The sequence below is a fragment of the Streptomyces sp. HUAS TT7 genome, assembly GCF_051550175.1.
Classification (GTDB): Bacteria; Actinomycetota; Actinomycetes; order Streptomycetales; family Streptomycetaceae; genus Streptomyces.
The window spans coordinates 5,735,520-5,756,358 of record NZ_CP196175.1; the positions used below are offsets into that span (position 1 = coordinate 5,735,520).

The 20,839-nt window shown below is 68.7% G+C and carries 18 protein-coding genes and 1 pseudogene; 10 read left to right on the forward strand and 9 right to left on the reverse strand.

The window, feature by feature from the left end; all coding sequences use genetic code 11:
• The first annotated feature begins 41 nt into the window (after positions 1–41).
• From ACSHXC_RS25835 to ACSHXC_RS25860, 6 genes are all read left to right on the forward strand, one after another.
• The gene (locus ACSHXC_RS25835; RefSeq protein ID WP_438293857.1) at positions 42–1,592 is read left to right on the forward strand and encodes a hypothetical protein; all 1,551 of its coding nucleotides are present in this window, start codon (positions 42–44) and stop codon (positions 1,590–1,592) included.
• Complete coding sequence (locus ACSHXC_RS25840; protein ID WP_438293858.1) at positions 1,592–3,511, forward strand: hypothetical protein; 1,920 nt, start codon at positions 1,592–1,594, stop codon at positions 3,509–3,511. The genes ACSHXC_RS25835 and ACSHXC_RS25840 overlap by 1 nt, the downstream gene beginning before the upstream one ends.
• On the forward strand, positions 3,508–5,616 hold the full coding sequence (locus ACSHXC_RS25845; RefSeq protein ID WP_438293859.1) for an integrase: 2,109 nt from the start codon (positions 3,508–3,510) through the stop codon (positions 5,614–5,616). The genes ACSHXC_RS25840 and ACSHXC_RS25845 overlap by 4 nt, the downstream gene beginning before the upstream one ends.
• Positions 5,613–6,062 (forward strand): hypothetical protein, encoded by a 450-nt coding sequence (locus ACSHXC_RS25850; protein ID WP_438293860.1) that lies wholly within the window; start codon positions 5,613–5,615, stop codon positions 6,060–6,062. The genes ACSHXC_RS25845 and ACSHXC_RS25850 overlap by 4 nt, the downstream gene beginning before the upstream one ends.
• 339 nt (positions 6,063–6,401) lie before the next feature.
• Positions 6,402–6,557 (forward strand): hypothetical protein, encoded by a 156-nt coding sequence (locus ACSHXC_RS25855; RefSeq protein ID WP_438296827.1) that lies wholly within the window; start codon positions 6,402–6,404, stop codon positions 6,555–6,557.
• Between the two features lie 196 nt (positions 6,558–6,753).
• Entirely contained in the window at positions 6,754–8,049 is a 1,296-nt protein-coding gene (locus ACSHXC_RS25860) for a PIN domain-containing protein (protein ID WP_438293861.1), read from the forward strand.
• Between the two features lie 50 nt (positions 8,050–8,099).
• Here the strand turns inward: ACSHXC_RS25860 and ACSHXC_RS25865 are convergent, their stop codons facing one another.
• Positions 8,100–8,969 carry a hypothetical protein gene (locus tag ACSHXC_RS25865; RefSeq protein ID WP_438293862.1) on the reverse strand — a complete coding sequence of 290 codons (870 nt, stop codon included), beginning with the start codon at positions 8,967–8,969 and terminating at the stop codon, positions 8,100–8,102.
• Positions 8,970–9,309: 340 nt separating this feature from the next.
• On the opposite strand from ACSHXC_RS25865, the pseudogene ACSHXC_RS25870 reads away from it, so the two are divergent.
• Positions 9,310–9,912, forward strand: a pseudogene (locus tag ACSHXC_RS25870) (ComEC/Rec2 family competence protein); the annotation flags it as partial.
• Positions 9,913–9,974: 62 nt separating this feature from the next.
• Here ACSHXC_RS25870 and ACSHXC_RS25875 read toward each other — a convergent pair.
• Entirely contained in the window at positions 9,975–10,436 is a 462-nt protein-coding gene (locus ACSHXC_RS25875) for a pyridoxamine 5'-phosphate oxidase family protein (protein ID WP_438293863.1), read from the reverse strand.
• A gap of 309 nt (positions 10,437–10,745) precedes the next feature.
• Between ACSHXC_RS25875 and ACSHXC_RS25880 the strand changes: the two genes are divergently transcribed.
• On the forward strand, positions 10,746–11,633 hold the full coding sequence (locus tag ACSHXC_RS25880) for a YceI family protein (protein WP_438293864.1): 888 nt from the start codon (positions 10,746–10,748) through the stop codon (positions 11,631–11,633).
• 11 nt (positions 11,634–11,644) lie between these two features.
• Here the strand turns inward: ACSHXC_RS25880 and ACSHXC_RS25885 are convergent, their stop codons facing one another.
• The gene (locus ACSHXC_RS25885) at positions 11,645–11,893 is read right to left on the reverse strand and encodes a hypothetical protein (RefSeq protein WP_189964280.1); all 249 of its coding nucleotides are present in this window, start codon (positions 11,891–11,893) and stop codon (positions 11,645–11,647) included.
• Positions 11,894–11,984: 91 nt separating this feature from the next.
• Here ACSHXC_RS25885 and holA point away from each other — a divergent pair, with 91 nt between their 5' ends.
• Entirely contained in the window at positions 11,985–12,971 is a 987-nt protein-coding gene (holA, locus tag ACSHXC_RS25890) for a DNA polymerase III subunit delta (RefSeq protein ID WP_438293865.1), read from the forward strand.
• 319 nt (positions 12,972–13,290) lie between these two features.
• Here the strand turns inward: holA and ACSHXC_RS25895 are convergent, their stop codons facing one another.
• Genes ACSHXC_RS25895 through ACSHXC_RS25920 form a run of 6 tightly spaced genes read right to left on the reverse strand, consistent with a single transcriptional unit; the run spans position 13,291 to position 19,982 of the window.
• Entirely contained in the window at positions 13,291–13,485 is a 195-nt protein-coding gene (locus tag ACSHXC_RS25895; protein ID WP_438293866.1) for an acyl-CoA carboxylase subunit epsilon, read from the reverse strand.
• 9 nt (positions 13,486–13,494) lie between these two features.
• A complete protein-coding gene (locus ACSHXC_RS25900) occupies positions 13,495–15,069 on the reverse strand; it encodes an acyl-CoA carboxylase subunit beta (RefSeq protein WP_438296829.1) in 1,575 nt (524 codons plus the stop codon).
• On the reverse strand, positions 15,062–16,114 hold the full coding sequence (locus ACSHXC_RS25905) for a Gfo/Idh/MocA family protein (protein WP_438293867.1): 1,053 nt from the start codon (positions 16,112–16,114) through the stop codon (positions 15,062–15,064). Before ACSHXC_RS25905 ends, ACSHXC_RS25900 begins: the two co-directional genes overlap by 8 nt.
• The gene (locus ACSHXC_RS25910; protein WP_438293868.1) at positions 16,107–17,564 is read right to left on the reverse strand and encodes an NDP-hexose 2,3-dehydratase family protein; all 1,458 of its coding nucleotides are present in this window, start codon (positions 17,562–17,564) and stop codon (positions 16,107–16,109) included. The genes ACSHXC_RS25905 and ACSHXC_RS25910 overlap by 8 nt, the downstream gene beginning before the upstream one ends.
• A gap of 51 nt (positions 17,565–17,615) precedes the next feature.
• A complete protein-coding gene (rfbH, locus tag ACSHXC_RS25915; RefSeq protein ID WP_386002865.1) occupies positions 17,616–18,917 on the reverse strand; it encodes a lipopolysaccharide biosynthesis protein RfbH in 1,302 nt (433 codons plus the stop codon).
• 39 nt (positions 18,918–18,956) lie between these two features.
• Complete coding sequence (locus ACSHXC_RS25920) at positions 18,957–19,982, reverse strand: NAD-dependent epimerase/dehydratase family protein (RefSeq protein ID WP_438293869.1); 1,026 nt, start codon at positions 19,980–19,982, stop codon at positions 18,957–18,959.
• 122 nt (positions 19,983–20,104) lie between these two features.
• On the opposite strand from ACSHXC_RS25920, the gene ACSHXC_RS25925 reads away from it, so the two are divergent.
• Positions 20,105–20,728, forward strand: coding sequence for a dTDP-4-dehydrorhamnose 3,5-epimerase family protein (locus tag ACSHXC_RS25925; protein ID WP_438293870.1), 624 nt, complete (start codon positions 20,105–20,107; stop codon positions 20,726–20,728).
• Positions 20,729–20,839: the final 111 nt, after the last annotated feature.

Consider the following 20,839-nt stretch of genomic DNA (forward strand, 5'->3'; position numbering starts at 1 on the left):
TGCTATCTCTCTTCTCCGCGGTGTCTCAGGAAGGAGAGAGAGTGCAACTGTTTTCAGTTGACGTGGAGTTGGCTCGGAAGTACTTGGACAGTCCGCTGTTGTCGGGTGACGAGGTGGCTGCCTTGCTCGACAAGCAGGCGATCTCCGACGGCACGCCGATCTACCTCGATGAAGAGACGATGATGCCGGTGGAGCCGTACTGCTCGTGGGGCCGGAAGATGTCGTACGAGGAACTGGCGAAGTCGACGCTCAAGGAGTACGGCCGGATCATGGCCCGCGTCGACGTACACCAGCGCAAGCGTGGCCGTGACATTTTGTCGGCGACGGAGTCTGACCTCGTCGCCTACAAGCGGTCGCGCACCCAGCGGACCCGGTTGGCCGACTCGGCCGAGGGAACCACGGCCGCCGATGAGGGGGTGCCCGCTCGAAAGCCATCCCGGCCGGTGGGCCATGCGGCGTGGACCAAGGAGTCCGGGGTCATCGACAAGTTCTACACGTACGCCGTCAAGGACCGGAAGTGCCTGGAGAGCGCCCCGATGCGGGTCGCCGCGCGGGGGCGGAATGCGTTGTCCTCGGGGATCCGTCTCGGTATGGATATCCGGCATCTGACCTTCGACCAGTTCCGGTATTTCCGGGATGTCGGGCTGGGCGGGCAGCGGCCCGATTCGAGCGTGAACCGGTCCTTTCGTGCCAGCGGCCCGCACCGCGGCCGGTGTGCCTGCGACCTGGCCTTGGGAACGGGGATGCGGTGGCAGGAATGGGCGACCGTGCTGCTGCCCGAGCTGGGCATCGGATGGGGGCGCCCCGGTGAAGCGGCCGAGTTCAAGGTCCAGGCCTGCGCTAAGTACGGCAAGGAACGCACGATCTACGCCCCCGAGGACTCCGTTGACTCGGCCGAGACCTACTGCCTGTTGGAGAGGCCCTATGTGGTGGAGGCTGCCGCTCGCAGGCTGGGCCGGCTGCACCGGGACTTGTTCGTCGTCTCGCGCATCGAACCCGCAACGGGCCTGGTTCGCGGCACGCTCGACGGGATCCAGCAGGAGTTCCTGATGTCCGCGATGGACCCCGACCTGCGGCGGATCACCGTGCGGGAGGGGGAGTTCGGGCTGGAGGCCCTGACTCTCTTCGTCTGCCGGGGCGGCCTGATGCCACTGGCCGACTCGTGGAAGCGCTACCGCCACGACGCCTGGCGCCGGATGGAAGCCCTCGCAGACGAGACCACGCCGCTGATGCCCGCGAAGAGGTGGCGCTGGCACGACCTCCGCCACACCTACGCCCTGCAGCTACTGACCTACCTGGAACGGCAGATGGACGGTGAAGAGCCAGATCAGGCAGCCCGCCGCCGCCGTCACCGCTCCTACCTGACGGGAAACATCCGCTACAACCCGCTGCTGATCGTGAGCCGCAGATTGGGCCACTCGAACCCGTCGACCACCTACGACTATCTCCAGTACACCGACGACCTGGTGAACGACTTTGAGGCGGCCTTCCGCGACTGGCTCGGCGACCTCGACGAACAGACCACCTACGCACAGATCGCCTCCCACGCCTTCCGTGTGGAGAAGCCCGCCTTGAAGAGCATGGAGGGCTGATGCCCAGGAAGCGCGTCGTCCAACAACGCCTGCTCGAGGCCCTGGACGCCCCGACGGGGACGTCCGGCCTGGGGCTGCGGGTCGTCTCCACGGCGAGCCGGGGTCGGGAAGTGCTGCAGTACGTCGACCCGGCCGCCTACCGATGCTCGCGGCTGGCCGCTCAACTGGCGGACGAGTGGGTTGAGTACGTCGCCTCCACTGGCCTCACCGCCGGCCCTTCGGACAGCTACCGCAGAGCCATCGAGAAGCTCTGCGAGACGGCGGATGCCGAGGCGGACGCCGGGCTGATGACACTGGAGAGCCCCGGGCTGAAGCCCGTCCTCTCGAAGTGGGAGCGGAATCTACCGGCCGACTTCACCGCGGGGTCACAGTGGCCCGCCATACTGGCCCGCGCCATGCATGTGCTGATCGTCCGGCGCGACGACCATCGGCACCGCAGCGTCGACGAGGGCCTCGCCCGCCTTGCCCGCGGCTCGATTCTGATCGGCTGGGGTGAGACGAACGAACGCGATGAGTTCAAGCTCGCAGAGAAGCAGGCCATGGTCCGAGCCGCGTGGACCTCGGCGAACGCCCTGCAAAAGCGCCTGGACGAGGGCTGGGCCCTGGCCGGGCAGGGACAGCACCCCGACCAGGGAAGTTGGTTCAACATCGCCGACTTGCTGTGGATCCTGTCCCAGAACACGGTCCACCCGAAGGAGATCACCCGGGCTCTTCCTCCCGCCTCCCAGTGGCCCGAGGACCTGCGCGCGCTCATCACCAGGCCGGACGGGCACATCTACTCCTGCACGGCAAAGATCATGCTGGTCAGCCGGCTATTGAGCCGTCTCTATCCGACCACCTTGGACCTACATGCGTTCCGGGTGCTGCTGATGGATGCCACCGGACATGCCTCCGAGGAAGTGACGGACTTCGGCCCCGGCGACGTCGAGTTCCTCCCCAAGGGTGTCCGGCTCACGTTGGTCAAGGACCGCGCGAAGCGGCTGCGGCACCGAGCCTTCCGTGACGCCGCCCAGCCCCAGCAGGAGGCGGGAGAGCGGAGTGAACACGAGAGCCACGACAAGCCCCGCCGGGAAGCGAGCGCGATCGTGCGCCGCCTGCTTCAGGCCACTGAGAAGGTCCGGGAACGGACACCGCACCTCACCAACACCCTCTTCGTCCGGGCCGTGGTGCACGCCAACCTGGAGATCGAGTTCTGCCGCTGGGACCCAGTGGTTCCCTCGATGGCTTTCGGGAAGTGGCTGGACTCCGTCGGCGTGACCATCGAAGGGGACCGGCACATCGGCCGACTGCGGAAATCGACCAAGGTCGAGAAAGCCATCGTGAGTGGCGGCCGGATCAGCGAGGCCGCCGACGACCACCTGGAAGAAACCTTCGCTGGCCACTACGCGCAGGGAACGACCCTGCGGGTGATCTCCGGCGAAGTGATCACCACGGCCCAAGACCACTGGTTCAGCAAGGCAACTGGAGGACCCACCGTCATCACCCCCGACGTGGCGGAGGCGGCGGGGGACAGCACGACACTCCAGGCCCTCGGGCTGCAGCCCGAGGAAGCGGACGGGATCGTCCAAGGCCAGCTCGACATGGGGATTTCCCACTGCAAGAACCCATACGACGGTCCCTACAGCCCGCCCGGTGAGCTCTGCGCGGTCGCCCCGCTGCGGTGTCTGGAGTGCCGCAACGCCTGGGTGATGCCCAGTCAGCTTCCGCAACTGCTGCTTTTCCAGTCTCACTTGGAGAGAGTCAAGCGGCGGCTGACGCCGCAGGCATTCACCAAACACTGGGGCCAGTCCTACACAAACCTCAAAGCGATCCTCGCCGACCGCAGCGACGAGGAGATCGCGCTGGCTCGTATGCACATCGAAGCCGGAGAGGTCACCTTGGACCTTCCATTGTCCGCGCGCGTGGAGTTCGACTCATGATCCTGACGAGCCCCGCAGCCGAGTGGATCCCTCTCTTTCCCGCGGACGAACCCGTCGTCCAGGGCCGCCCACTGCACAAGGATGCTCGACGCCCGGACGCTCGGATTCCCGTGTTCGGCGACATCAGATGCTGGGACTACAACGGTGTTCTCGAGCGGCCGGCCAACTTCTCCGTCTGCGAGTGGAAGATCAACTTCGTTGGTGTCCTGGAGCCGCCGGCATGGAACCTGCTGGCCCGCGAAGTCATGATGATCCTTTCCAATCCGCGGCACGAGACGCTGCAGGACAGAGGCATCCATCTCGGCTACTCCGAAGCCGAGGTGACCACCTTGCGTAATGCACTCTCGTGCCTTCGAGCAGCGGTCAAGTGGGGGCGCAAGAACGGCCTCCCTGATACCCCCTCGGAGTGGGAGGCCGCCGACCTCAAGCGCCACGTCAAGGACTTGGCCAAACGCCTGCGTCCGGCATCGGTCCATGGGCACGTCGGGCTCTTTAAGAAGATGTACGCGTTCAGCGAGGTGCTCACCGTCGGCTGGCTCACGGCGGACCCCTGGCCCGGGAAGAGCGCCCGCCAGGTCTCGAAGTACGTCAAGACGGCCGAACTGTCCACGCAGGCCGTCGCACCGGAAATCTGGTTCCCGCTGATTCGTGCGGCCTGGGCGTTCATCCACACGTTCGCGCCGGACATTCTCCGCGCCGTGCGATGCTACGGCGAACTCCGCCAGGCCGCCGGTCTGTCCACTGCAGGGAAGACCGCAGAACTCAAAGCGTGGCTAGCCGACCCGGCCAACAAGGTCCCTGTCTACTACGACCGTGACCGGCCTGAAGAGCAGCCCCCGCGGGTCAACTGGCGCTTGATGGCTCTGTTCCTTGGCGTTGCTGAAGAGCTTCACCATGCCCTGTTCTCCGAACGCCGCCGTCCCAGCAGCCGCGAGCGGCGCGAGATGGTCTTGAACGCCGTTGCCGACGGCCGGTTCACTCATGCTGGACCCGTGCAGGACCTGGCGGAGGTCACCCGACCGGACGGCAGCGTCGGCCCATGGCACCCCGGCTTCGACGCCCAGCAACTCCACAGACTCCAAACGGTGCTGCGGGATGCCGCGTTCGTATTGGTCGCGGCCTTGTCGATGATGCGCGACTCGGAGCTGCACAAGATCGGCCGCAACTGCATCGTCGAGCACTACAACTCGCCCGCCATCGCCTCGACCCTGAGTAAGGGCAACAGCAACAAGCCCCGCAAGCACTGGTGGATCTCCGAGCCGGTTGCCGAGGCCATCGCGGTCGCTGAAATCGTCTCAGTACACCCCGACCGGGTTTTCGCCCCGATCCAGAGGCCGGACTCCGACGAGGCCATCGACGGCTCTGAGATGGTGAGTTCCTTCATCGCCTTCGTCAACGAAGGCCGAGGCTGGTCAGGGCTCGACCGGATCCCTGAAGGGGATGCCTCGCCCCACATGTTCCGCAAGACCATGGCGATGCTGACCGACCAGTTCGCAGGATCGGAGATCGCCCTGGGCATTCAGCTCAAGCACATCGCTACCCGGGCTCTCGCCAACAGCTCCACCCGCGGCTATGCAGCCGCAGACGACGCCTGGGCCAAGCACCTTGAGAGCGCCATCGACGCCGCCCGATTCCGGCGACTGAAGAACCTCTACCAGGCCCACAAGGACGGAGAGGCCATCGGCTTCGGCCACGGAGCCGACCGCGTCAAAGCCGCCTTCGACCAGATCATCGCAACCGTCAAAGCCCGAAACGTCAGCTCCCGCGTCGAAGAGGACCTCCTGCGCAAGGCCAGAATCACCATCCGTTTTGGCGTCCTCAACAACTGCCTCTACGACGCCTCGCAACCCGCCGGGGCGGTCTGCCTCGAAAACGCGATCATCCCGGAAGGCCACACGGGTCCGCTGCCGGACCGCTGCCGTCCCGACCGTTGCGGCAACAGCATGATCGGCGTCGAGCATGTCCCGATCTACGACTCCCATCACCGCACTCAGCTCAAGCTTCTTCAGACCCCCGGCTTGGCACCCTGCCGCCGAGCCGTCATCACCCGCGAAGCCGAACGAGCCGAGGCCGTCCTGAACCAAGTCCAAGAGGCATCCGCATGAGCACTGCCCGCCCTGCCAAGGACCAAGTGTCCGACAAAACAGCCCAGGCCCTCCGGGCCGCCATGCAACGGCTCATCGCAGGCAAGCCCCAGCACACGGACGGCAAGCTCACCAAGGAGAACCTTTGGAGAGAAGCCCAGGTCAGCCGGGCGACGATGAACCGGGCCCCCAGCATCCTCGCCGAGTGGGACGCCTACGTCGCAGTCCACGGGAAGGTCACCCGCGGCGAGGCGCAACGCGACGGGCAGATCGCGGAACTCCTCAAGAAACTGAGGGCGAAGACTCAGGAATGCACTGGCCTTGAGAAGCGTCTCAAGGCCGCCGCCACGGCAATCGCCGCTCTGCACCACGACAACGAAGCCCTCCGAGAGGAGCTCAGCAAGCGAAGCGAACGCACCGTTGTCGAGTTGACTTCCCGCCGCCGAGGGACAACCGAGGACGAATGAGCTGTCACTCTCCAGCCTGACACGCGCGGAGCCAGGCTCCCGGTCTGCCCCAGGCCGCCTGGCTCTACTTCCGACCACCCACGGCGATCGTCACTGTCCTCAACAACCGGCGCCGCGAACGCATGGTCGACCTCGTCCGCCAGCAGCTCGACGGCACCCTCATGGGCAAGCGGATCACCGTCTGGGGCGCCGCCTTCAGGCCGAACACCGACGACATCCGCGACTCGCCCGCCCTCGCCGTCACCGACCCACAGGCCCTCGACAACGCCCGCAAGCAGCACCCCCGAACTCGACTACGTCGACGACCCGATCGCCGCCGTCCAGGACGCCGACCTGCTGCTGCACCTGACCGAGTGGCCGCAGTTCTCGCACATCGACCCGCACACTCTCGCTGCCCGCGCCGCGAACCCGAAGGTGGTCGACGGACAGGGAACTCTTGACGCGAACACCTGGCGCGAGGCCGGCTGGACCTTCCGGGCCCTCGGCCGCCCGTGAACCTGACACGGACAAGGCCTAGATCGTCGTGGCACGGCAGCCCACGCAGCCCACACGGTCCGGGCCTCGCCCACTTCGGCATCAGGGACACAAGGGACAGATTTCCTGGATGAACGGTGGCTAGGCACTGATCGGACAGTCCGACGCGCCTCTGAGACAGGCCGCCGCTCCCTCCTCCTCTCCCGGACGAGGGCGGATGCTTGCGCGTCTGAAATCCCAGGAGGTGCGATGCCGTCCTCTGGGATGCTTTGGCAACACCCTTGTCGAGGAGACGTGCGTGATCGTTTTTGACTCGAACGCGCTGTTCGGACTGAGTCCGGATGCCCCCAAGTTCGACCTGCTGCGCGCTCTGAAGAGGTCCGGCCGGCACAGGGTCGCCATCCCCTGGATGGTCCAGGAGGAGCTGGTCGCGCAGAAAGTGATCCGGCAGGCCGAGGCCCACCAGGAGGCAGTTTCCGCGGTCCGAGCCCTGAACCGTGTCACGCCCTGGCGGTTGGAAGCCGAGCCGCGCGCGTTCGACCCCGAGGAAGCGCGGCGCTACTGGCGGCAAAAGTACGGGGAGCTGTTCGAGATCATCGAGACCTCCGGTGACGTCGCCCGGCAGGCGCTGTCGAGGGAAGCACACTGCGAGAAGCCGGCCAAAGGCGCAGATGCGAAGGCCAAGGGCGGCGCGAGGGACGCGGCGATCTGGCTCTCCGTGATCGACTACCTGACGAAGAATCCGGGTGAAACGGTGCACTTCATCAGTGCGAACACGCGCGACTTCGGGGACGGGAATTCCTTCCCCTCCCCGATGGGTGAGGACGTCGAGGGTCTCGGAGATCGGCTCGTGCTCATGACCTCCTTCGACGCAGTCGTCGCGGAGTTCACGACGCCTCTGGAGATCGACGAGAAGCACATCGAGGACGTCCTGGTCGGCCTGCTGACGAGAGAGGAAACGCTCAGTCCCCTAGAGTCCGCGGTCAAGGACCTGCTGATCGCCAAGACGTGCTCCTGGGTGGGCACCGAGGCCAACGGCTTCCTGGCCGGGCTCGGCTCCACTGACGTCTATGCCCCGATCCGATGGAATGCCTGGGTCGGCACGCCCAAGGCCTTCCTGCGACGCGTCCACGAGGTCTCCGGTCACAGGATCGGCGAGGAGGAGTGGTACACGGCAACGGTCGACTGGATCCTCGTCGGCTATGCCACCCGGCCCACGACCGTCTCGCCTTCGATCCCTGCGGCGTCCCTGTCCGAGAACACGGGGAGGATCGCCTGTCAGTTGAGGAGCAAGCTCCTGTTCAGCTCGAAGCCCGGGGAAACACCCACCTTCCTGCAGTTCTGGCCTCCGACTGCCCTGGATCCGGCGGAAGTGGCCGAGTGGGAGCCTCGTGTCCTCGAAGGGATGAGCACACCCGGAGCCGCCACGGCTGCACTTGGCGTGTTGCTGGCGTTCATGGCCGCGAGCTTCCTCAAGAGTAAGAACAAGGGAGAGGAGAGCACGACGGGTTGATGCCGGGCGGGCAGGGGCCATTGTCGGCAGCCCCTACCCCTCCGTCGCGGTTACGCGGCGTTGAAGATCTTCCCCAGCTTGATCTCCCAGAGGTCGCTTTCCAGCTTCCCCCATCCCATCACCTGATGGCTCCGGCGGTATGCCTCCCGGAACGCGACGATCGCCATCTGGACCGTGCTGTCCAGGACATCGGGGTCCAAGTGCCAGTGCAGGACGGCTTCTCCGGTCGAGGAGACGCCCGGCGCCATGAAGTTCATCAAGCCATAGAGCTCGCCATGGGTCACCGCTGAATAGATGCGATAGACCGACTCCGCCGAGGCATTCGCAGGCAGCGCAGCCTTGAGCATCTTGGCCGTGCCGGCCGTGGCCGACTCCGCCTGCTCGCCCTCGATCACAGGCCGATTGCCTGAAGTGGGCTGTCCCACGATCAGCTCCGCAATACGCTGCAGTACCCGGGACTCCTGCTGGAGTGCGTCGGCCACCGCCTGGCTTGCCCCCATGTCCTGGGCAACCTGCTTCGCCCGGCGGGCGCTCTTCAGGCTGAGCACCAGCTCTCGGCACACGCGCCTTCGCGCACCGATCCCCGGCTCCATCAGCCACCAAACCGTCGACGCGATCTCGACTGCAGATCGCGCGACGACCGTCGGGCCGATCACGGGCATGCGATCGCCGAGCAACTGCTGCAAAGCCCCCAGATCGTCCAGGACCGCGCCCATCATGAGATTCGCCGCCGCATACGCGGTCCGCACCGGCCGCTCGCCCCAGTGACCGCTCTGGCCGGTCTCGTTGTTGGCGAGTTCGGCCTCCGCCTGGGACGCCGGACCAGGAGTCCACGCCAGCTCACGCACAGCGCGCTCGCCGAACTGGAGGGTCGCCTCAAGAGCTTCCCGATTCTGAGCGATCACCACCTGATGATCCATTTCCGGCATCCACCTCACATCGCCTGCACAGACCGTCCAGTCTGGCAGCGCCGGTCTCCGGTCACCGAGGGATTTTCCCGTCCGCCCGCTCGGCCGCTGCCAGCTCGCGCCGCACCCGCCGCTGCCGGTCAGGGTGGAACATGCCCAGGCGCGAGGACGTGTGCTCGACATCGTCGAGTAACCCTCGCGGGTGAAGAATTGAGTGCTTCGAACTGTGCCAGTCAACGACTGCGCCCCAGCTGGCCCAGGGACTTCCCTCGCGATGCAAACCCCAGGTCAAGCGTCCGGAACGTGACAAGCCGTCTGTCTCATGAGACATGCTGAACGCGAAGAAAACGGCCACGCCGATCATGTCGGCGGCCTGGCAGGGGTGTTGCGGGGCCGGTCCGTCGGGCTGATCGAGACGACGGGGTTCGCGGAGCCGCCCGAACAGGCGGCGTTCGTGCGGCGCACCGCCGCCGCGGACGGGGTGCCGGTGGTGCCGGCCGCGTACGGGGAACGGCGGGAGCTCGGCGGGCTTTCGTGGGAGGTGCTGTGGCCGCCGCCCGCGCCCGGACCGGTGCCGGACGGGCCGAACGACGCCAGTGTCACCCTGCTCGTCCGCACCGCCGCCGGGCTGACCCTGCTGTTGCCCGGCGACCTCGAACCGCCTTCGCAGCGTGGGCTGTTGAGGCGGTCCCCGGGGCTCGGGCGGGTGGACGTCCTCAAGGTCGCCCACCACGGATCGGCACACCAGGACCCCGCGCTGCTCGAAGCCGTACGTCCGAGGCTGGCGCTGATCTCGGTCGGCCGGGGCAACCGGTACGGCCACCCCGCGCCCGGCACCGTCGCCCTACTGCGCGCGTGGGGTGCGGCGGTGCTGCGCACGGACACGGACGGGGCGATCGCGGTCACGGGGGTGGGGGACGGGCTGCGGGCCGTACCTCGGGGGCGGGATCCCTGACGGGGGTGCGGCCAAGGCGTGGGCCGGCCGGGGAGGCGCCGGGTGCCCCGTGGTCTCGCGGGTCAGACGAGCCAGATTCCCTCGTGCATCAGGTCGCGGTCGGGGATTTCGTTGACCTCGCGCCAGGCCTGGATGCGCTGGGGGACGACGCGGAAGTAGGTGTACGAGGGGCCGCTGTTGCGCGGATCCCAGATGATCTTGGCGGCGAAGGCGTCCCCCGAGGACTTCGGGAGTTCGGAGGCCGGGATCACGGTGGCGGTGCCGGTGATGTGCACGACGTCCCGGGTGTGGCCGAGCGTGACCTGCACCGGGCGGTCGCCGGACCGGAGGTTGCGCAGGGTGGGGTTGGTCAGGCGGGTGCACATCAGCAGGGAGCTGTCCTCCCAGACGAAGGAGAGAGGCATGAGGTGGGGTTCACCGGAGGCGGAGGCTGTCGCGACCCAGGCGTCCTCGTCGTTTTCGAGGCGGGTCAGAACGTCCTGCTTGCGTTGTTCGCGGCTGCGCGCCGGCTCGCGTGTCGTCATGTCCCGTTACGCTAGCGGCGGTTGGGGCCTGAGTGCCTCGGGCGCCGGACCTAGGGCTTGCGGGGGAGAGCGGGGTTCGGAGGGGGCGGAACGCGGGCCGTTCGGGCCGGGCAAGCGGAATGGCCAATTCGGGCCTCTGGTGACAGGTGCCTCAACAGTGCCCAGGCGCCGCGTTTGCCTCGAACAGCACAACAGTGATCGAATGCATCTTCGTCAAGGGGCCGCAGTCCTGCTGTGGCGAGGACGGACGAGGATGTCTGCCCCCTGCGCGGCCCGGCAGAAACTTCAACGCACGGGGGTGCGTACACAGTGTTCAGCCGCTGGTTCGGCAAGAGCTCGACCAGTTCTCCGCTTCGTACCGGGCCACTGGCCGGCCTGTCCGTCCCGTCGACCGCGGGCGTGCTCAGCTGCCGGGTGCTCGATCCGGTCAGCGAGCCGGTGCCGCGGGCCGAGTTCGTGGTCAGCGATGCCTCGGGCCGCCGGGTCGTGGGCGGGGAGACCGACCCGTTCGGGACGGTGGTCACGACGGTTCCGGCGGGTGAGTACCGGCTGGCCGTCACGGCCGAGGGATTTACGCCCTTCCACGCCAATGCCACCGTCAGCGCGAGCGGGCTCGCCGCGCTCGGCGACGTCACGCTCCAGGTCGCGGCCCCTCCCTCGCTGCCCGACCCGGGCGAGTGGGAGCTCGACCCGACGCACTCCCAGATCGGCTTCACCGCGAGCCATATCGGCCTGGCCCGGATCCACGGCCGGTTCAACACCTTTGCCGGGGCCATCCGGATCGGGGAGCGCATGGAGGGGTCCGCCATGCACGTCATCATCGACACCGCCTCCATAGACACCGGCGTCCAGATGCGCGACGACCACCTGCGGTCGGGCGACTTCCTGGACGTCGGGAGCTATCCGACGATGGAGTTCTACAGCGACCGGTTCGTGCACCGGGGCGGCGGCCGGTGGGCGATCATCGGCGGGCTCACGCTGCACGGTGTGAGCCGCACGGTGACGCTCGACACGCAGTACCTGGGGCTCGGCACCGGGCTCGGAGGCGAGACCCGGGGCGCCTGCCGGGCCAGCACCGAACTGCACCGCGAGGACTTCACGCTCACCTGGCAGACCATGCTGGCGCGGGGCATCGCGGCGATCGGGTCCTCGATCTCGATCGACCTCGACATCCAGATCGTGCCGAAGACGGGCTGAGCCCGGGCGAGTCAGGGGGATTCGAGCCAGCCGTCGTGTTCGGCGGCCAGGGCGTCCAGGGCCTTGGGGTCCAGGCGGGCGTCCGGGTCCTCCACGACGACGAGCCACTGGGCGTCCTCGGCGTCGTCCTCGCCGGCCAGGGCGTCGCGGACGAGCTGAGGTTCCTCGGCGAGGCCGAAGAGGTCGGTCAGCTCGGTGGCCACGTCCTCGGCGGCATCGCGGTCCGGGAGCACCAGTACGTGTCGGGTCACATCGTTCACCTGGCCATTCTCCGATATGGGGGTGGCACGGGAGGGAGGGGGCCGAGGAGCGGGCCGGGACTGTCAGTGGCCCGTGGGATGCTGGAAGGCGATGGCCACCAGGAAGAACTCCACCGACGATCCGCTCGCCCCCGTCACGCTCGCCGTGGGCCAGGAGGACCTGCTGCTCGACCGCGCCGTGCAGCAGGTGGTGGCGGCCGCCCGGGCCGCCGACTCCGACACCGATGTGCGTGACCTGACCTCCGACCAGTTGCAGCCCGGCACGCTGGCCGAGCTGACCAGCCCTTCCCTCTTCGCCGAGCGGAAGGTCGTGGTCGTACGCAACGCGCAGGACCTGTCCGCGGACACGGTCAAGGACGTGAAGGCGTACCTCGACGCGCCCGCCGAAGAGATCACCCTGGTGCTCCTTCACGCGGGCGGCGCCAAGGGCAAGGGGCTGCTTGACGCGGCCCGCAAGGCGGGGGCGCGGGAGGTCGCGTGCCCCAAGACCACGAAGCCTGCCGAGCGGCTGACGTTCGTACGGCAGGAGTTCCGGGCGCTGGGGCGTTCGGCCACGCCCGAGGCCTGCCAGGCGCTGGTCGACTCCATCGGCAGCGATCTGCGCGAGCTGGCCTCCGCGGTGTCGCAGCTCTGCGCGGACGTGGAGGGGACGATCGACGAGTCGGTCGTCGGGCGCTACTACACCGGGCGCGCCGAGGCCTCCAGCTTCACCGTCGCCGACCGGGCGGTCGAGGGGCGGGCGGCGGAAGCGCTCGAAGCGCTGCGGTGGTCGCTGTCCACCGGGGTCGCGCCGGTGATGATCACCAGCGCGCTCGCGCAGGGGGTGCGGGCGATCGGGAAGCTGTCCTCCGCGCGGGGGGGCCGGCCGGCGGATCTCGCACGGGAGCTGGGCATGCCGCCGTGGAAGATCGACCGGGTGCGGCAGCAGATGCGGGGGTGGACGCCGGAGGGGGTCTCTTTGGCCCTGCGGGCCGTGGCTGAGGCGGATGCGGGGGTCAAGGGCGGGGGGGACGACCCCGAGTACGCCCTTGAGAAGGCCGTCGTCACGATTGCCCGGGCTGCGCGGTCCGGGCGGTAGCGCGCTGGGCTGCGCCCTGGCCCGCCTCGGGGGGGGGCCGGGGTTTCGCCCCGGGCCCCTTTGAATGGGGCTTCGCCCCGGGCCCCGCTTTTTCGTCGGGTGCGGGCCGTCTGTGGCTGGTCGCGCAGTTCCCCGCGCCCCTGATGGGCCTGGGCTGCGCCCGGCCCCCAACTTCCGGACCGCGTGGCCTTGGTGGGCTTGGGCTGTGCCCGGCCTCCGGACCCCGTGCCCTTGGTGGGCCTGGGTTGCCCCCGGCCCGACCTCCGCCCCCCCGCGCCAAGGCGGCCAGGTCCGGGGCGGGGGGGCGGTGTGGGCGGGACTACGCTGCCCTTCGCCAGCTCACCGGTGGCTCGTACGGCTGGCGGCGCCAGGCTGCCAGGGGGATGACCGGGGCCAGGGCCGCGGGGGGCTCCGCTGTCAGGGAGAGGAGGACCACGGTCAGGGCGGCCAGTTCGGCTTCCGTCGGGGTGCCTCTCAGTACCCGGAACAGCGGTTCAGGCGATTCATTCGGCACGCTCGCTCCTCACTGCGGGGGGTTGCCATGTTTGCGGGACGGCAGGTCTGCGTGCTTCGTGCGGAGCATCGCCAGGGCCGCGGCCAGCACCGCCCTCGTCTCGGCCGGGTCGATCACGTCGTCCACCAGGCCACGCTCGGCCGCGTAGTACGGGTGCATCAGCTCGGATTTGTACGCTGCGATCTTCGACGCTCGGACCGCCTCCGGGTCGTCCGAACTCGCTATCTCCCGGCGGAAGATGACGTTCGCCGCGCCCTCCGCGCCCATCACCGCGATCTCGTTCGTCGGCCAGGCATAGGTCAGGTCGGCGCCGATGGACTGGGAGTCCATGACGATGTACGCGCCGCCGTACGCCTTGCGCAGGATCAGGGAGATGCGGGGCACCGTCGCGTTGCAGTACGCGTACAGGAGCTTCGCGCCGTGGCGGATGATGCCGCCGTGCTCCTGCGAGACGCCCGGCAGGAAGCCCGGCACGTCGACCATCGTCAGCAGCGGGATGTTGAACGCGTCGCAGAGCTGGACGAAGCGGGCCGCCTTTTCGCTCGCCTCGATGTCCAGGACGCCCGCCAGGAATTGCGGCTGGTTCGCCAGGATGCCCACCACGCGGCCGTCGATCCGGGCCAGCGCGCAGATGATGTTGCGGGCCCAGTGCTCGTGGACCTCAAGGAGGTCGCCGTGGTCGACGATCTCCTCCAGGACCTTGCGCATGTCGTACGGGCGGTTGCCGTCCGAGGGCACCAGGTCGAGCAGCACGTCGTTGCGGCGGTCCGCCGGGTCGTCCCCCGGGGGCAGCGGCGGGGGCATCTCCCTGTTGTTGGAGGGGAGGAGGGAGATCAGGTAGCGGACTTCCGCCAGGCACGTCTCCTCGTCGTCGTGGACGAAGTGGGCCACGCCCGAGACCCCGGCGTGCACGTCCGCGCCGCCCAGGCCGTTCTGGGTGATCTCCTCACCCGTCACCGCCTGCACCACGTCCGGGCCGGTGATGAACATCTGCGAGGTTTCTCGCACCATGAACACAAAGTCCGTGAGCGCCGGGCTGTACGCCGCGCCGCCCGCGCACGGGCCCAGCATCACACTGATCTGCGGGATCACCCCCGACGCCTTCGTGTTGCGCTGGAAGATGCCGCCATAGCCCGCCAGTGCGCTGACGCCCTCCTGGATGCGGGCTCCCGCGCCGTCGTTCAGCGAGACCAGCGGCGCACCCGCCGCGATCGCCATGTCCATGATCTTGTGGATCTTCGTCGCGTGGGCTTCGCCAAGGGCGCCGCCGAAGATGCGGAAGTCATGGGCGTACACGAAGACCGTGCGGCCCTCGACCGTGCCCCAGCCGGTGACCACGCCGTCCGTGTAGGGCTTCTTCGCCTCCAGGCCGAAGCCCGTCGCGCGGTGCCGGCGCAGCTGCTCGACCTCCTGGAAGGTGCCCGGGTCCAGGAGCAGGTCGATGCGCTCGCGCGCGGTCAGCTTGCCCTTGGCGCGCTGGGCCTCGGTCGCCTTCTCGCTGGGGCCGAGCTTGGCCTGCTCGCGCAGCACGTGCAGTTCGGCGACGCGCACCGCCGCGGTCTGCGGCGGCGGCTGCTCAGTCACGGTCACGGTCGGTCCCTTCCTGTCGCGAAGTCGAAGAGATAGTCGAAGAGATAGGTGTAATAGGTGAGATCGAAGACGTCGCCCTCGCTCGCACCGCGTCCAGCAGGCTCGCCTGCTCCAGGCACTCCCCGGCGTCCGGCGACTCGACGGCGCCCGAGCGCACCGCGCGCACGAACGCCCGGACCGTGGCGGCCACTTGGTCGTGCGGGGCCAGGGTCAGCTCGCGCGGGCCGTGGGCGTCCGTGATCCACACCGCCGGTTTGTGGTCGGCGGGCGGGGTGAACGCCGGCTCGACGCGGATCCGGCCCTCGCTGCCCCACAGTTCGTACGCCGAGCGGTACGCGTGCTCCATGCCGAAGGCCAGCTGGCCGAGCACCCCGGCGGGGGAGCGCACGAGCACCGCGCCCGAGGTCTCCACCGCCGAGCCGCCGGAGTTCTCCAGGGCGGCGCCGACGATCTCCAGGCCCGCGCCGAGGAAGTACAGGGCGGCCCGCACCGGGTAGTAGCCGACGTCCAGGAGGGCGCCGCCGCCGAGTTCCGGGCGGTGCCTGATGTTCCCGGCGGGCAGCGCCGGGATGGCGAACGCCGCGCTGAACGCCCGGAGTTGACCGATCGCGCCACTCGTCACCAGCTCCCGTACGACGGAGTGCTGGGGATGGTGGACGAACATGACGTTCTCCATCAGCACCAGGCCCGAGGAGCGCGCGAGGCCGAGCAGCGCCTCGGTGGTCGGCCGGTCGGCGGTGAGCGGCTTCTCGGCCAGGACGTGCTTGCCCGCGCGCAGCGCCCGGCCCGCCCACTCGGCGTGCAGGGAGATGGGCAGCGGCACGTACACCGCGTCCACGTCGTCCCGGGCGAGGACCGCGTCGTACGACTCGACCGCCGCGCAGCCGAACTGGTCCGCGACCTCCTTGGCGCGCCCGCCGTCCCGGCTCGCCACCGCGGTCAGCTCGACCTCCGGGTCGGCCGCCATGGCGGGCAGCACCCGGCGGCGGGCGATGTCGGCGGTGCCGAGGACGGCGATGCGCAGGGGTCGTTCAGTCATCCGTCAGATGTCCCATGGCGTTGAGGCAGGCGAGGAGGGTCCTGGCCTGCACATTGACGTAGTGTCCGTGCTTGATCAGCGCCGTCAGCTGACTGATCGTTACCCACTGATAGCCGGTCGGTGGCTCAATAGGCGCGTCCTGTTCGTCGGCCTCGATGACCAGGTAGCGGTTCTCCGCGTACAGGAACCGGCCGCCCTCCTCCGAGTGGATGGCGTCGTAGCGGATGCGGTCGGGGGCCGCCTCCAGGACGAGATCCAGGAACGGCGGGCGGACCTGGAGGCCCTCGAAGTTGTCCGGCGAGCACTGCACGGTGGGGGCCAGTTCGACCGTGTCGAGGAAGCCGCCCTCGACCTTGGCGTTGGCCAGGACGTGCAGGACGCCGTCGAACGAACGGGTCAGGAAGGCCGCGATACCGCGGCTGCACGGCTCGATCAGGGGCTGCGTCCAGCTCGTCACCTCGCGGTTGCCGGCCTGCACCTCGACCGCGACCACGTTGAACCAGCGGCCGTCGTCCTTGCCGATGCGCGCCTCGTCCCGGGTCCAGCCCGGCACGTCGTCCAGCGGTATCCGGTCGGCCTGCACGTCGTAGCGCGAACGCTCCGAGGTGAACCACGAAAGCAGGTCGACGTCCGTGAGCAGCGCGCCCGCCTCGGGGTCGCGCGAGCGCACCAGGGACTGGCTGAAATCGTCCCCCCGCACGGCGCCCGCGCGGTAGGCGGGCAGGCAGGCCAGGACGGTGCGCGAGTCCATGTTGACCAGGTTGTCCCGGTGCAGGAGTTCGGATATCTGACCCAGCGTCAGCCAGCAGAAGTCCTCGTCGAGCGGGACGTCGCCGTCCACCTCGACGATCATGTTGCGGTTGCTCTTGTGGTAGAACCACGAGCCGTGCTCGGACTGGAGCACATCGGCGAGGACGCGGCCTCGCCCGCTGCCCGTGAAGTACTCGATGTACTTGACGTCCGTGCCCTGGTGGACCTTGGTGTAGTTGCTGCGGGTGGCCTGGACGGTCGGGGAGAGCTGGAGCAGATTGCGGTTGCCCGGCTCCATCTTGGCCTGCATCAGGAAGTGCAGTACGCCGTCGAACTCCTTCACCAGGATGCCGAGGATGCCGACCTCGGGCTGCTTGATGATGGGCTGGTACCACTCCTTGTGGGGGCCGTCGTCGGTCGTGACGTGCAGCCCTTCCACGCTGAAGAAACGGCCGCTGGAGTGCACCAGGTTCCCGGTGTCCGGCTCGAAGGACCAGCCGCGCAGCTTGGAGAACGGGATGCGCTCGATGTGGAAGCGGCCCGCCTTCCTGCGCTCGGCGAACCAGTGGTGGAACTCCCCGGTGGTCAGGAGCCCGCCGGTGGAGGCCGCGGACGCCGCGATCCGGTCGGCGACCGACACCGGCTCACGGGGCTGGACCACCGGCTGAAGCTCAGTCAGCTCCGCAAGTGTCGACGACATGTACGCTCTCTCCTCGTCAAGGGTGCTGTGGTGGAGGGGTGTCGGGGGCCGTCACCAGCCGGCGACGAAGTCCCGGATCGAGGACGTCATGAAGTCGGTGTGCTCGTCGGTGAGCCCCGGATAGACGCCGATCCAGAAGGTCTGCTCGGTGATGATGTCGGAGTTGGTGAGGTCGCCCACGATCCGGTGCGGGGCGTCGACGTAGGCGGGCTGGCGGGTCAGGTTGCCGGCGAACAGATTGCGGGTGCCGATCTTCCGCTCTTCGAGGAAGTTCACCAACTCCTTGCGCTTGAACGGCGCGTCGGGGTCGACGGTGATGACGAAACCGAACCAGCTGGGCTCGCTGCCCAGCGTCGCCTCGGGCAGGATCAGGTGCGGCACACCCTCCAGGCCCTCGCGCAGCCGCTGCCAGTTGCGGCGGCGGGCGGCGGTGAAGTCGTCGACCTTGTCGAGCTGAGTCAGACCGAGGGCGGCCTGGAGGTCGGTGGCCTTCAGGTTGTAGCCGATGTGCGAGTAGATGTACTTGTGGTCGTACCCGGCCGGCAGGGTGCCCAGCTGGTACTGGAAGCGCTTGAAGCAGCGGTCGCTCTCGCCCGGCTCGCACCAGCAGTCCCGGCCCCAGTCGCGCAGCGACTCCACGATGCGGGCGAGCGCCAGGTTCGAGGTCAGCACGCAGCCGCCCTCGCCCATCGTCAGGTGGTGCGCCGGGTAGAAGCTGACCGTCGTCAAGTCGCCGAAGGTGCCGGTGAGTTGACCGTTGTAGAGGGAGCCGACCGCATCGCAGTTGTCCTCGATGAGGAAGAGGTCGTTCTCCTCGGCGATCTGCGCGACCTCGGCCACCTCGAACGGGTTGCCGAGCGCGTGCGCGACCATGATGGCCCGGGTCTTGGGGCCGACGGCGGCCTTGATGCGCTCGGCGGTCGTGTTGTACGTCTTCAGCTCGACGTCCACGAAGACCGGGATGAGGCCGTTCTGCAGGATCGGGTTGACGGTGGTGGGGAAGCCCGCGGCCACCGTGATGACCTCGTCGCCGGGCTTGAGGCGGCGGTCCTCCAGGTGCGGCGAGGTGAGCGCCGACATGGCGAGCAGGTTGGCCGAGGAACCGGAGTTCACCAGGTGGGCCTTGCGCCGCTTCATGTAACGGGCGAAGCGGGACTCGAACTTGCGGGAGCTGGTGCCGGCGGCTATCCGCATGTCCAGTGCCGCCTCCACCAGCGCCACTCTGTCCGCCGGTTCCAGGACCGCGCCGGACGGCCAGATCTCGCTGACTCCCGGCACGAACTCGCGGGACGGCTCCTTCTCCAGGTGGTACTCCCGCACAGAATCGAGAATCCGTGCCTTGGTGTCACTCATTTTGGCTGCCTCCATGGTCGTCAGTTCGGCACGAAGCCCTCAGCGGTGATCCGACAGGGCCATCGTTGTGGGGGCGACTTGAAGGGCACTGGACAACGGCTCGCGATGGGCGGCGGCGCGGGCGTGGGCCAGCAGATCGCGCAGCGAATCGTCCAGGCTCCGCCGCGGCGACCAGCCGAGAAGCCGCTGCGCGCGCCCGATGTCCATGCGCTGCCACTCGGCCTCGGGAGGCCGTCCGCCCGCGCTCGGCGCCTCGACGATCTCGGCGGCCGCGCCCGCAAGGTCGGTCAGCCGCAGCACCAGGCTGCGCACCGAAGTCGCCTGCCCGCCACCGATGTTGAGGACTTGACCCGTCGCCCGGGACCGGGCCGCGGCGAGCGCCGCATCCGCGACGTCCCGTACGTCCACGAAGTCGCGGTGGGCGAGCAGCGGTGCGAGCCGCAGCGGTTCGGGGGAGGACGTGGCGAGATGGTGGGCGACCATCCCGAGCAGGCTCGCCCGGTGGGTGCCGGGGCCCGACACGTTCGAGACGCGCAGCACCAGGCCCTCCGCCTCGCCCGACGCCGTCGCCTCCAGCAGCGCACGGGCACCCGCCAGCTTCGAGCGGCCGTACGGGGTGACCGGCGCGGTCGGGGTGTCCTCGGTGATGCCGGTACGTGGCACCGGGCCGTACTCGTGCACCGAGCCCAGCTGGATCAGCCGGGGCCGTTCGTCGAGCCGGGCGGTCGCGGCCACCAGGTGCTCCACCAGGACGGCGTTGGCGCGGGTCATGTCGTCCTCGGTGGCCTGCCACACCGCGCCGGCCGCGTTCACCACCGCCCCCGCGCCGCGCTCGGCGAGCAGCCGGGCGATCTGCTCCGGCTTGGCGCCCACGACGTCAAGGGGGATGATTTCGTGGGGAGTTGACGGATCCTGGGCGCCGCGGGCGATGCCCGTCACCGTCCAGCCCGCCGCGCCGAACACCTCGCAGATGTGCCGGCCCACGAACCCCGTGGCGCCGAGCACCACCACCGACCCGGCTTCGCCGCCGCCTCTGCCGTCTGCTCTTCGGTCGTTCACCGACACCGTTGCTACCTCCTGTATGCGCGGTTTGAGCGGCACTGTGGCGTGCCTCGCTCGGGGACCGCTGGACAGGTGGTCATGCGGCGCTACCGGGACTTGAGTCGGGGCGCCTACCGTCCGGGAACATGAGGATCGAAGAGACCGCCGTACCGGACGCGTACCGCATCATGCCGAAGCTGCTGACGGACCCCCGCGGCAGTTTCCACGAGTCGTACCGCTACGACCTGCTGGCCGCCGAGACCGGGCACGAGTTCGTGCCGCGCCAGGTCAACTACTCCGCCTCCTCCCGCAATACGGTGCGCGGGCTGCACGGCGTGGCCATTCCGCCGGGCCAGGCGAAGCTGGTGAGCTGCGTGCGCGGGGCGCTGCTCGACGTGGTCGTCGACGTACGCGTGGGATCCCCCACGTTCGGCGAGCACGTGACCACGGTGCTGGACGCGCGGGAGGGGCGCGCGATGTTCGTGGCGGAGGGGCTCGCGCACGGGTTCGTGGCACTGACCGACGACACGTGCATCAGCTATCTGTGCTCCACGGAGTACGTGCCGGGTACGCAGCTCGACCTCCAGGCCTTCGACCCCGCCCTGGGTCTGCCCTGGGCGAAGTGGCTCACGGGGGAGCCGGTGCTGTCGGAGAAGGATGCGGCGGCTCCTGTCGTCGCTGAGGCCTTGGAGCTCGGGTTGCTTCCTACGTATGCGCAGTGCCTTTCCCTTTACGGGAGGGGTTCGCAGGAGGAGCAGGCTGCAGCCTAGGTACCGGGGGCTCTGCCCCCGGACCCCCGCTCCTCAATCGCCGGAGGGGCTGAATTTTGCTCCCCGGCGCCGAATCCGTGCCCGAAGCCGGACCTTTCTGTCCGGTAAGGG